We start from the raw sequence: 12,758 nt of genomic DNA, 5'->3' as shown, positions 1-12,758 counted from the left end.
ACGACGTCCCATGATACTCAATGAAGAACAGACCATGATCCAGGAAGCGCTGCGCAGTTTTTCGCGCGAGCGCCTGGCGCCCAACGCGGCCCGCTGGGACAAGGAACATCATTTCCCGAAAGAAGAATTGCAGGAACTGGCCGCGCTGGGCGCCTTTGGCGTGGCCGTGCCGGAAGCGCTGGGTGGCGCCGGTCTCGACTATGTGTCCCTGGCCCTGGTGCTGGAAGAAATCGCCGCCGGCGATGGCGGCACTTCGACCATCATTTCCGTCAACAATTGCCCCGTGTGCAGCATCGCCATGATGTACGCCAACGATGCGCAAAAGGAACAATGGCTGCGTCCGCTGGCGCAAGGGACCATGCTGGGTGCGTTTTGCCTGACGGAACCACACACGGGCAGCGACGCGTCCGCCCTGCGCACGACGGCCACGCGCGATGGCAATGACTACGTGATCAACGGCACCAAGCAGTTCATTACCAGCGGCAAGTATGCGGACGTGGCCATCGTCATGGCCGTCACCGACAAGGCGGCCGGCAAGCGCGGCATCAGCGCCTTCTGGGTACCGACGAACACGCCCGGCTACATCGTGGCGGGACTGGAACAGAAGATGGGCCAGCATTCGTCGGACACGGCGCAAATCCTGTTCGAGAATTGCCGCATCCCGGCGGAAAATATGATCGGCGAAGAGGGACAAGGCTACAAGATCGCCCTGTCCGGCCTGGAAGGCGGCCGCATCGGCATCGCCTCGCAAGCCGTCGGCATGGCGCGCGCCGCGTACGAAGCGGCGTTAAGTTATGCGCGCGAGCGCGAGAGTTTCGGCAAGCCCATCTATGAACACCAGGCCGTGCAATTCCGCCTGGCCGACATGGCGACGCAGATCGAAGCGGCGCGGCAACTCATACGCCACGCGGCGGCCATGAAGGATGCGGGATTGCCGTGTTTAAAAGAAGCGGCCATGGCCAAGCTGTTCGCGTCGGAAATGGCGGAAAAAGTCTGCTCGGACGCCATCCAGGTGCACGGCGGCTACGGTTATGTATCCGACTTCCCCGTCGAGCGCATCTACCGCGACGTGCGCGTGTGCCAGATTTATGAGGGGACCAGCGATATCCAGAAGATACTCATCGCCAGAGCTTTATAAGCAAGGAAAGAAGGCGCGTGAAGCGGTAAAAGTCTCGGCGCCTTGAGCAACCGTAGCGAGCAAGCTCGATATCGGCTTGAGTAACGCAGCCGTACTGAAGTACGGCGAGTAACGCCGAGTCGAGAGCGGGCTGCGCAGTAAGTTGCCCAAGGCGCCAGCCACAGACGAAAAAAAAGCCCGCGGTCGCGGGCTTTGTTCCAATGTATTACCAATGCTTTAATCGTGTCATGGACGCCAGTGCTATCTGCAAAGTGCCTCCTGATTTTCGGACTCCCATGCTATCTGCATGGTGACTCCAAGTGTAAATCGACCAACGTATCCGGAATTACAAAAATCCACTCTTTCGCACTGTCACGCCATCGACATTACACCTGTCGGTCGCCGCGCTGAGCCTGGATAGTGAGACTATTCGCAAGCGAATCTCAATCACTGAACGGAGTATAGCACAGCTTTTTGTGCAGTGCAATAATCTTTTTAAATCAAGTCCTTAGCGCCAGCGGCTTGTCTTCTTCGCCGCCACGGGCCACCCTTTCATACTCGGAAATCACTTGCGCGCCCAGCAGCAGCAAGGTGGCGCCTATTTCCAGGCTGAACATGACGACGATGGCCGTCGTCATCGAGCCATACACGATATTGACCTGCGACAAGGTGGAAAAATACCAGACCAGCACATGGCGCGCGATTTCCCACAGCAGGGCCGCCGTCACGCCGCCGATCAGCGCATGCGTGATCGACAGCCGTCCGACGGGCATGACCAGGTAGATCGAACTGAGCACGAGGATTTCCCCCGCCAGCCCCAGCAAATACAGCAACACGCCGGACACGCCTTCCAGGCCCCAGTCGTGGCGCAAGAAGCGCACGCTTTCCTCGCTCATCACCTGCAAGCTGCCCGCCACCAGGGTAATCAGCAAGATACCCACGCCCAGGCACAGGATGTAGCAGTACGGCAACACGGCGGAAATGAGGAAATGGCGGCGGCGGATGGCCACGCGGTGAATGAAAATCACGCTCATGGCGTTTTCCAGCACGGTAAACGCCAGCGAACTGAAAAACAGCATGGTCAGCAGCAAGAGCCAGCCGATCACGCCCCGATTGTTGAGGAAATGCGCCACTTCCGCCACGATGGCCTTCGATTGCCCGGGCACCAGCCATTCCAGGTAATGGCCGATTGTCTGCAGCAATTCGTCCTGCGCGATCACGTGCGACAGGGCCACCACCACCAGCATCAGCAAAGGCACGATGGACAGCAGCGAGTAATACGCGACGGCGCCCGCCAGCAGCAAGCCCTGGTTGGCGCGAAAGCCCTTCAGCACCTGCAGCACGAAGGCCAGCGGGTGGCTCAAAATGTAGGCGCTGGCGCGGCGGTTGATCATGAGCAAACCGTTCAAGGATGCCGGCATGGCCCGATGCCTTGCCGCACATGCCCCTAGCATACTGACTATCCCCGTACTGTGCCGTGCGCGAACGAACAGACTAGCTCACGGCGGCTTCCAGCAAGGTCAAGGTTTGCCGGTCCGCATCCAGGGTGGCAAGGATGCCCATCGGTATCGTGAACTGGTGGCGGATGTGGCCAAACGAATAGCCGCTGACGGCCGGCACCTTCAATGGCAGCAAATGCTGGTCCAGGGTGGCATCGAGGGTCAGCGCCGTATCGCCCTCGGCCGCCTCGCAATGCTCGAAGATGCCCAGCATCAATGCCGCCGCCTTGTTGAAGCCCACGGACAAGTCGAGCTGGCACAGCATGCGGTCGATGCGGTAGGGCACTTCATTGATTTCTTCGAGGAAAAGGATGTGTTCACGGAAATCGGCCGCATACGGCGTGCCGGCCAGCGCGCTGACCATGCACAGGTTGCCGCCCGTCAAGCGTCCCGTCGCCTGGCCGCCATGCACGGTGCGGATGGCGAAGTTCGGCTGCGTCTGCGCGCGGCGGTGGTTGTCCAGCGCCATCGGGATCGTGTAATTGTCTTGCGGCGTCATCAGCACATTGCGCAGCTGCGTCACCGTGTAATCGGACAACGTGGATGACGCCACGGGGCCGTGGAACGTCACCAGGCCCGTCTGGCGGCCGATGGCCAGGTGCAGCGCCGTGATGTCGGAATAGCCGATCAGCACTTTCGGGTTGCGCTGGATCAAGCCATAGTCGAGCAGCGCCAGCAGCGAAATGCAGCCGGAGCCGCCGCGGATGGCCCAGATCGCCTTGACGTCCGGGTCGCGGAACGCGGCGTGCAAATCGTCGAGGCGCTGCTGCACCGTGCCCGCATAGTTGCCGTGCACGGCACGGATGTTCGCGCCCAGGCTGGCGCGCAGTCCCAGCGATTCGATATTGCGCTGGGCCTTGGCGATGGACTCCTCATCCGTAAAACCGCCCGGTGCGATGATGGCGACCAGGTCGCCGTCGCGCAGGCGCGCCGGTTTGATCAATGCGTGTTGCTGTTGCATGCGTTTTCCCTTCCCTTGCGCGGCCGCCGCCCATGCCGGTGTGCCTGCCGCCCCGAGGGTAGCGGCCAGCAAGCCGCCGAAGTGGCGCCGGCTGAGATTGGTCTGACTGGACATGCGGCCCTTTCCTGGAATAAAAACGGCGACGCCAGGCGCCGCCGCACGAGGTTAGCATGCCGGCGGGATCGCCGCCGGCATGGTTGCCTTACATGAACTTGTACTTCAGCTGGAACGACAGCGAACGGCCGCGCGGGTCGGCCACGCGCGGGTCCCAGCCGGCGCCCACCACTTCATCCACGTTGTGCGCGGTGAACGGTGGATCGCGGTCGAACAAGTTCTGGATGCCCACGGTGATGGTGGTATTTTTGAAGCCCGTGTACGTGCCCGACAAGTTATACGTCGTGTAGCTGGACACGTCCGGCTTGAAGCCCGGTGGCGGCGCGCCCTTGCCGCCATTCGGCACCTGGTCCTTGTAGCCCGACGAAAAACTCTGGATCAGCAAACCGCTCCAGTCGCCGCGCGATACGCCGAAGCTGGCATTGTGTTTCCAGCGCAGGTACAGGTCGCGCGTATAAAACTTGCCGACCAGTTCCTGGTATTCCTGGCCTTGATATTCCGCAAACTTGAAACTGTCCATATACGTGCCATCCAGGGTCGCCGTCCATTTCGCGTCCCGGATCTTGCCTTCGCCGCGCAAGCCCACGTCCAGCCCGCGCACGCGGCTGCCTGCCGCGTTGATCCAACCCGCCTGCACGTACTCGATGGTGCCGTCCGGATTGCGGTGGATGTACTGGTTCAGCGCCTGGTAGTTGGTCAGCACGATTTGCGGCGTACGGTTCAGGATGCGGTCCTTGGTGTTGATGGCCCAGTAGTCGAACGAAGCGGAATAGCCCTTCACCGGTTCGATGACGATACCGACGCTGCCCTGTTTCGACGTTTCCGGTTTCAGGTTGGTATTGCCGCCCGTCTTGTAGTCAAGGCGGTCGATGGCGCAGTATTCGGGCACGCCCGGATGCTTGGCGCAGCCTTCCTGGTCGATCACGCCGTTCGGCAATTCCTGGCTCAGCGAACCAGAGTACAGCTGCTGGAAGCTTGGCGCGAGGAAACCTTTGCTGGCCGAACCACGGAACAGCAGGAAGTCCGTCGGCTGGTAGCGGAAGGCCACTTTCGGATTCGTCGTCGCGCCCACCAGGCTGTAATCATCGCGGCGGATGGCCAGCTGCATTTCCAGGTCCTTCGTGACCGGCACCAGCAATTCGGCATACACGGCCTTGACGGTACGGCTGGCATCTTTCAATGCGGCATTGCCTGGCGCCAGCAGGATCTGGATGGCGTCGACATCTTGCCCGAAGCTGTAGCCTTCGCGGCGCAAGTCAAAACCGGCTGCCATGGCCAGCGCACCGGCCGGCAGCTGGAACAACTCGCCCGAAACGGAACCATCGATCTGCGTCAGGGTTGTCTTGCCATGCTGGAAGTCGCCACGGAACTTGGTCGATTCGATCAATTGCTTGGCCGCTTTCGTCTGGCTCTGGCCGGCGCCCACCCACGGATTGATGATGCCCGTCGCCAATGCCGCGTACAGCTTGTCCGTATAGGAATAGCCATCCGTCAGCTTGGTCTTGGTGCTGCTTTCGGCGCGCGAAATGCCGGCCTTGTAATCCCACTTGCCAAAGTTACCCTCAAAGCCCACCAGCACGCGGGCATTGTCGGTCGTGTTTTCCTGCGTGCGGTTCCCCACGTCATTGGCGCGCCATTTGTAGGAAATCGGCTTGGTCTTGTCGAACGACGGGATGTAGGCCGACAGGTCCTGGTAATACGCGCCGCCGACCGGATACAGATTCTTGTTGGCGACGGTCGCCTGCACCTGCATCGGCGTCAAAATGGCCGTGGCCTTGGTGCGCGAACCGAGCACTTCGACAAACATGCGGTGGTCTGGCGCCAGCTGGAACGTACCGCGCGACAACAGATTGGCCCGTTCGACGGGGAATTGCAGCACATAGTCGGCGCCATAGTCGTAGGCGCAGGAATATTTGGTGCGCAGCGGCGAGGTCACGTCTTTCCACAGCTCCGTCTGGTACTGCGACATGCCGGCGATGCTGTCGCACTTGCCCTGGAAGCTCAACGGATTGGCTTGCAGGTATTTATTCGCGTCGCCGGGCAGCTGGAACGAGGCGCCCAGCGCCGTGCCGGCACCCGCCATCTGGTTGGCGAACGGCGTGCCCGTGGTATCGGGCGACAGGCCACGGCCCGGCTGGTAGCCGTTGACGAAGGAACGGTCGCTGCCGTTCAGGCGCTGCGCCTTGTCGACGGTCAGGCTGGCCATGATGTTGTAGCGATCGCTTTCCAGCGAGCCCGTGCCTGCCAGCAGCGAAGCGCGGCGCGTGGCGCCGCCGCCTGCCTGCGTATCGTTGGTGGAAACGGACGCTTCCACGCCGCTGTAATTGGTTTTCAGAATGAAATTGATCACGCCGCCGATGGCGTCCGTGCCGTAGATGGCCGAAGCGCCATCCTTGAGGATTTCCACACGCGAAATTGCACCCAGCGGAATGGAGTTCAGGTCGACCGACTTGCCGCTGGCGCCATGCGTGGCGATGCGGCGGCCGTTCAACAGCACCAGGGTGCTCGACGGTCCCAGGCCGCGCAGCGAGGCGAACGAGGCGCCGCCGCTGACACGGTCGGCATCGGCGCCAAACACGTTATTGCCCGAAGTCATGTTATCGGCGCCCGTGCCATTCGCCGACAGGGTGCGCACCAGTTGCTCGGTCGTCGTGATGCCCTGCTTTTCGATCTGATCAAAGGTGATGACTTGCACCGGCAGCGCGCCTTCCTTGGCGACGCGCTTAATGCTGCTGCCCGTGACTTCGACCCGTTGCATTGCTGGCGCCGCCGCTTCCTGTGCCATCACCGGTCCCACCACCCCCATCAATGCCACCAATTGCGCTAGCTTCTTCAATTTCACGGGTCTCTCCTTTATTTGGGCAATCGAAACTTGAGTTCTCAAGTCAGGCTGTTTTTTTTCACGTCGCAACTGTCTGTCTCGCAGTACATTTTTTTATGACATTTGCGCATGACTTTATTTGTTTTCATTTTCAGAGTAGCGCGATGCATCCGGGCCCAGCCAATGAAAAATGCTTTCCTAACCATAACTTTTTGGAATGAATGCCCTTTTCAGCGACATGGTCACTTGCCTGCGGGGCTAGCCCTGGTTTTATCCACGTCCAGATAGCGCCAGGACGTGAATTCTACGGGGTGGCGCCTGTAGTTTTTTAGCCACGGTTGTTGCAGGTCGGCAGAGATGGGATGCGTCAGCAACACCCACGGCGTATAAGCGTGGATCAGCTGAAACAGGTCGAAGTACAGACTGCGTCGGCGCGGCGTATCGGATAGCAGGCGCGCCTCCTCATAGCGTTTATTGTAATCGGGCAAGTTGAAGCGGGCATAGTTGGCGCGGCCAACGTTGCCGCCGTACAACAATTGCATAAAGTTATCGCCATCGGGGAAGTCGGCGATCCAGTTGGTCTCGAACATCTGCACCTTGCCCAAGCGCGAGGCCTTGATGATTTCCGTCTTCTTGTCGCTCTTAAACTCCACGCGCACGCCGATGGCGTTCAGGTTGCGGCGCCACAATTCGTCGCGCAAGCGTCCCACCGTACTCGGTTCCGTATGCATGGTGAGCAGCAAGGGCGTGCCGTCCGGCTGCGTGCGGAAACCGTCGGCGCCCGCCTTGTAGCCGAAGCGGTCCAGCAAGGCGCGCGCCAGCGCGGGATCGTAGCCGACGGGGCTGCGGTACTGCTTGTCGTAGCCGAGCACATTCGGCGGCAGCGGCGACTGGGCCGACAAGGCCAGTCCTTTTTTCAGCAGCGCGATGTCTTCGCGGCCGTTGTAGCTGAGGGCGATGGCGCGCCGCAGGGCCAGCTTGTCCTTGCTCATGCCGCCCAGCACGGGGTCGTCCATGTTCATCCACATGTAATATGTTTGCAGCACGGGAAAGCGCGTCAGCTGCAAGCCCTTGGCGGCCAATGCCGGTTTCAGCGCGCCGTTTTCCAGCACCATGTCCGTCATCGATTCCGGCACTTGCTCCAGGTAATCGAATTCGCCCTTCAAAAAACCCAGCATGCGCGATTGATATTCCTCAACGATGCGCACCTCGATGCGCTCGACCAGCGGCAAGCGCTGACCTTCCAGCGCGGTGGCGATGGCGCGCGCATCGACCGGCAAGGCGGCCAGCGCCTTGGCCTCCGTATGGAACACAGTGGCACGGAAAGTCGGGTTGGCCTGCAGCACGATCTTGTCGCTGCGCTTCCACTCCTTCACGAGGAACGGCCCCGTGCCCACGGGGTGGTTGCCGATCTGTCCTGCCGCCGGGTACGCTTCGGCCACTTCGCGCGCCACCACGGCTGTCGCCGGCATGGCCAGGTAAAACAGGAAGTTCGGATCGACGCCGTTCAGGCGGATGCGCAAGGTGTATTTGTCCATCGCCTGCAAGCCGGCGATCGGCGTGTCGTAGCTGAATTTGGTTTTCAGGGCGGCATCGCCCACCAGCTTGTCTTCCAGCAAGAACAGCCACGGCGACTTCAGGCTGGGGTCATACAGGCGCGTCAGGCTGTAGACATAATCCTGCGCCGTCACTTCGCGCGGCTGGCCCTTGAAAGCGGGATCGGGTGTGAAGAAGATGCCGGGCTGCAAGTGAAAGGTGTATGTGCGCCCGCCATCTTCCACCGTCGGCATGGCGCGCGCCGTATTGCCCTGCAGCTGCACGGGGCGCGCCAGGTAGTCATAGCGCAGCAGCGGATCAAAAATGTTTTCCATCAAGTTCAGGCTGGCCAGGTCCGAGGCCACGGCCGGGTCCAGGCCCGTCTCGCTGGTGCTCAAAAACAAGTGCAGGGTCTTGTTCGCGCGGGCCGTGCTGGGGGACGCAGCATCGGCGGCGTGGGCCGGTACGTTCAACAGCGTCAACAGGGCCAGGCCGGCGGCGCAGGCGGTTTTGCGTAAAAACATCATCAGTGATCCAGTGCAGACAAGGTAACGAACAGCGATTAGCGACAGGTATCCCCCACACTACGCGGGCAAGCTACGGGGCGCCAATGAAAACAGGCTGCCAGCTTATAACTTTTTGGCATGCGATTGCTGCATTCTTTCATCAACTCGTATCGGGCTGCCCCTATACTTTGTTTGCAGACATTTTTTACTCCCGACACACAGAACTGATCGCATATGGCACTTAATTACATCTGGTCCGGCTTTTTCCTCGTTGGCTTCCTGGCCGCAGTGCTGCAGTGGCTGTTTCTCGGCGATACCGATATCTTCAAGCGCATCATCGATGGCACCTTCGAGACGGCGCGCATGGGCGTGATGGATATCGCCCTGCCGCTGGCCGGCGTGATGACCTTGTGGCTCGGCATCATGAACATCGGCGAAAAAGCGGGCATCGTCGGCTGGCTGGCGAAAGTGATCGCGCCCTTCTTTTCGCGCATCTTCCCGGAAATTCCGAAAGACCATCCGGCCACGGGCCACATGGTGATGAATTTCTCGGCCAACCTGCTGGGCCTGGACAACGCGGCCACGCCGTTCGGTTTAAAAGCCATGGAAAGCCTGCAAACCTTGAACCCGAACAAGGAAGAGGCGACGAATGCGCAAATCATGTTCCTGGTGCTGCACACCTCGGGGCTGACCCTGATTCCGCTGGCCATCATGGCGCAGCGCTCCATCCTCGGCGCGGCCGACCCGTCCGACATCTTTATCCCCTGCATGATCGCCACCTATGTGGCCACCATGGTCGGCATCATCACGGTGTCCATCAAGCAACGCATCAACTTGCTCAACAGGGTCGTGCTGGGCTGGATGGGCGGCATGACGAGCGCCATCGTCGCCATGATCTGGTATTTCACGCAATATCTGACGAAACAGGAAATCGAGCTGGTCTCGAAGGTCGTCAGCAACCTGGTATTGATCAGCGTCATCGCCATCTTCATCATCGGCGCCCTGCGCAAGAAGGTGAACGTGTATGACGCGTTTATCGAAGGGGCGAAGGGCGGCATCCAGACGTCGATCACCGTGATTCCCTATCTGGTCGGCATGCTGGTGGCCATCAGCGTGATCCGCAACGCGGGCGTGTTCAATTTCCTGATGAGCGGCATGAACTGGTTCTTCGCCAACCTGGGCATCAATACGGACTTCGTGCCCGCCTTGCCGACGGCCATGATGAAGCCGCTCAGCGGTTCCGGCTCGAAAGCCATGATGATCGATGCCATGAATACCTACGGCGTCGACTCGTTTGTCGGCCGCCTGGCCTGCGTCTTCCAGGGCTCGGCCGACACCACCTTCTATATCGTGGCCCTGTATTTCGGTTCCGTCGGCATCCGCAAGACGCGCTATGCCATCACGGCCGGCCTGATCGCCGATCTGGCCGGCGTGATCACGGCCGTCTTCGTTGCCTACGTCTTTTTCCACTAAGGAGCACCATGTTACGTCCTGTTCTGATGGCTGCGCTGTTGGCGGGTCTGGGCCTGTCGACCGCCCACGCGCAATTGCCCGAATCCGTCAGCCTGCTGCTGCGCAGCGCGAATATCCCGGAAGACGCCATGGGCGCCATCGTCTTGCGCGGCAACACCACCGTGCTGTCGCATGGCGCCGAACGCAGCATGCAGCCCGCTTCCACCATGAAGCTGGTGACGACGGCCGTGGGCCTGGAGCAGCTCGGTCCCATCTTCCGCGGCCGCACGGAGCTGCGCACCAGTGCCGACGTCATCAATGGCGTGCTGAAGGGCGACTTGATCCTGCGCGGCGGCGCCGATACGGATTTCAATGCGGACGTGCTGGCGCACATGCTGCAAACCCTGCGCAACCAGGGCATCGTCAAAATCAAGGGCGATCTGATTCTCGACCGCCAGTTGTTCCAGCCGGCCCGGCCCGACATCGGCGCCGCGCCCTTCGACGAGTCGGCCGAGTTCCGCTACAACGTCATCCCCGATGCCTTATTGCTGAACACCAATCTGATCGATATCAACATCAGTGCGACGGAACGGCAATTGAGCTTCCAGATGCAGCCGCCGCTGGAGAATGTCAGCATCACGAGCGACATGAAACTGGTCAAGGGCAGTTGCGCCAAATGGGAAGATGGCTGGCGCCCGCCCGAATACCGGCGCGATGCAAGCGGCAAGCTGCAGGTGATACTGCATGGCACCTTCCCGCAGAATTGCAGCAAGGCCACCAGCATCAATGTGCTCGATCGCAACGATTATGCGGACAGCTTGTTCCGTGCCACCTGGAAACGCCTCGGGGGCACGATCACGGGCACGGTGCGCGAAGCACCAGGCACAGGCTTGCCGCCGACGGCCGAACCTGTCGGCACGCGCATGCTGGCCGACCACGTGGCGCGCGCCTTGCCGGAGGTCTTGCGCGATATCAACAAGACCTCCGATAACACCCTCGCCCGCACCCTGTTCCTGAGCCTGGGCAGTTTGCAAAGCGATGGCTGGCTGGGCAGCCGCCCCGTCGCCATGGCAGCGCCGGAAGATACGGCCAGCCGGGCGCGGCAAGTCATCCAGGAGTGGTTCCAGCGGCACCATATCGACACCCAGGGCATGCTGGTCGACAACGGTTCCGGCTTGTCGCGCACGGGACGCATTGCGCCTGCGCAAATGGCCGGCGTCTTGCAGGCGATGCAGCAAAGCCCGTGGGCGCCCGAGTTCCAGTCCAGCCTGCCCATCGTGGCGCTGGACGGCACCATGCGCAAGCGCCTGTTGAACAGCCCGGCCGCCGCGCGGGCCCGCATCAAGACGGGAACGTTAAAAAATGTCGTGGCCATCGCCGGCTACGTGCCCGACGCCAACAACCAGCAATGCGTGGTGGTCGCCATGATCAATAGCGACCTGGTGGGTAACGGCAATGGCCGCGCGGCCGTCGATGCGCTGATCGAGTGGGTCGCCAGGAGCGGCGCCACGCCGGCAGTCGCCGGACAATAAGGTTCCAGGCCGGAGTAGCGGGCTAGTTGCGCGACGTGCGTGCTTCGCTGGCAAAAGCCAGGCGCAGCACGTACGCGGCGACGGCGCCGATCAGCAAGACGGTCACCAGCGAACCTTCCACGCCGAAGGCGCCGCCGGTCAGCACGGCATTGCCAGCCAGTTCGCCGCGCAGCAGACCATCCGTGGCCGCATGGCCCGATACGGTCGAGGAGAATACCTGGCCGACGCAATAATTCCAGCCGACGTGCGTGCCGATACACACCCACAGCCGGCGCGTCTTCATATACAGCGCCGCCTGCAGCACGCCATACGCGACAAGCGCGATGATCGCCAGCAGCGAAAAGCCGGCATTGGGCAAATGGGCCAGGGCAAATACCAGGGATGAGATCACGATGGCAGCCTTGTTGCCCAGCGCACGTGCCGTCACGCCGAACAGGATGCCGCGAAACATCATCTCCTCGGCCATGCCAACCAGCACCAGTTCGGCCAGAGGGAGCAGCAACAAGACGCTCAGGGCGTTGACGCCGCTAAACTGATACACGCCCAGCGCAGCCAGCACACCGAAGGTCAGGGCGACCAGCCCGGCGCCGAGCAGCAATCCACGCCCCAGTTCCCCCGCCATGCCCGGTATCGCCATTTCTGCCGGCTGGCGCTTTTCGATGCGGCTCACATAGAAGCGGTAGCCAAACCACACCAGTACCGCCGCCAGCAACTGCGGCCACAGGATGCGGTAAGGCTTGTCCACCAGCTGGGAAGCGAGGCCCATCACCAGCGGTACAGCGGCAAAGGTGAGAACCATCCCAAGCACGATCTGCACCAGGGGATAGGCCATCAGGCGCGCCAAGGGGGATTTCTTCGTTGCCATGCTCAGGGTGCTGTCCATCATCGCTTTCCTCGTGGGTTGTCAGGGAGTGGCTGCTGCTTTCTTGTTTCATGTAGCGATAGTAACAGCATTTATATAAGCACTTATGTAAATATCGAAGGATGTTGTATTTTATGCACCCGTGGTGAATGAAGGAAAGCGGAAGGGGGGAACAGCAAGGAAGCGTCAGACGAAAAAAAACCCGACCATTGCTGGTCGGGTTTTTCTCTTACTGCGAATAACAAGCCTGACGATAACCTACTTTCACACTGGTTGCAGCACTATCATCGGCGCAAAGTTGTTTCACGGTCCTGTTCGGGATGGGAAGGGGTGGGACCAACTTGCTATGGTCATCAGG

The 12,758-nt window shown here is 60.8% G+C and carries 8 protein-coding genes and 1 rRNA gene; 3 read left to right on the top strand and 6 right to left on the bottom strand.

Annotated features, from left to right (window positions below; translation table 11 throughout):
• The first annotated feature begins 10 nt into the window (after positions 1-10).
• Positions 11-1,138 (top strand): acyl-CoA dehydrogenase family protein, encoded by a 1,128-nt coding sequence (locus O0879_RS27400; RefSeq protein WP_289914075.1) that lies wholly within the window; start codon positions 11-13, stop codon positions 1,136-1,138.
• A 479-nt stretch (positions 1,139-1,617) separates the two neighbouring features.
• Here the strand turns inward: O0879_RS27400 and O0879_RS27395 are convergent, their stop codons facing one another.
• From O0879_RS27395 to O0879_RS27380, 4 genes are all read right to left on the bottom strand, one after another.
• The gene (locus O0879_RS27395; RefSeq protein WP_289907052.1) at positions 1,618-2,538 is read right to left on the bottom strand and encodes a YihY/virulence factor BrkB family protein; all 921 of its coding nucleotides are present in this window, start codon (positions 2,536-2,538) and stop codon (positions 1,618-1,620) included.
• Between the two features lie 73 nt (positions 2,539-2,611).
• Positions 2,612-3,691, bottom strand: coding sequence for an LD-carboxypeptidase (locus O0879_RS27390; protein ID WP_289919788.1), 1,080 nt, complete (start codon positions 3,689-3,691; stop codon positions 2,612-2,614).
• A gap of 88 nt (positions 3,692-3,779) precedes the next feature.
• Positions 3,780-6,533 (bottom strand): TonB-dependent receptor, encoded by a 2,754-nt coding sequence (locus tag O0879_RS27385; RefSeq protein ID WP_289919786.1) that lies wholly within the window; start codon positions 6,531-6,533, stop codon positions 3,780-3,782.
• A gap of 221 nt (positions 6,534-6,754) precedes the next feature.
• On the bottom strand, positions 6,755-8,572 hold the full coding sequence (locus O0879_RS27380; RefSeq protein ID WP_289919979.1) for an ABC transporter substrate-binding protein: 1,818 nt from the start codon (positions 8,570-8,572) through the stop codon (positions 6,755-6,757).
• Positions 8,573-8,788: 216 nt separating this feature from the next.
• Between O0879_RS27380 and O0879_RS27375 the strand changes: the two genes are divergently transcribed.
• Together O0879_RS27375 and dacB are read left to right on the top strand one after the other, a co-directional pair.
• A complete protein-coding gene (locus O0879_RS27375; protein ID WP_034753725.1) occupies positions 8,789-10,027 on the top strand; it encodes a nucleoside recognition domain-containing protein in 1,239 nt (412 codons plus the stop codon).
• An 8-nt stretch (positions 10,028-10,035) separates the two neighbouring features.
• Entirely contained in the window at positions 10,036-11,538 is a 1,503-nt protein-coding gene (gene dacB, locus O0879_RS27370; RefSeq protein ID WP_289919784.1) for a D-alanyl-D-alanine carboxypeptidase/D-alanyl-D-alanine-endopeptidase, read from the top strand.
• Positions 11,539-11,560: 22 nt separating this feature from the next.
• On the opposite strand, the gene O0879_RS27365 is transcribed toward dacB, so the two are convergent.
• Both O0879_RS27365 and rrf read right to left on the bottom strand, forming a co-directional pair.
• Positions 11,561-12,424 (bottom strand): type II CAAX endopeptidase family protein, encoded by an 864-nt coding sequence (locus O0879_RS27365; RefSeq protein ID WP_289919783.1) that lies wholly within the window; start codon positions 12,422-12,424, stop codon positions 11,561-11,563.
• A gap of 221 nt (positions 12,425-12,645) precedes the next feature.
• Positions 12,646-12,758, bottom strand: a 5S ribosomal RNA gene (gene rrf / locus O0879_RS27360).

The organism is Janthinobacterium sp. SUN120 (assembly GCF_030397735.1).
GTDB lineage: Bacteria > Pseudomonadota > Gammaproteobacteria > Burkholderiales > Burkholderiaceae_D > Janthinobacterium > Janthinobacterium kumbetense.
This window is presented reverse-complemented; position numbering and strand designations above follow the sequence as displayed.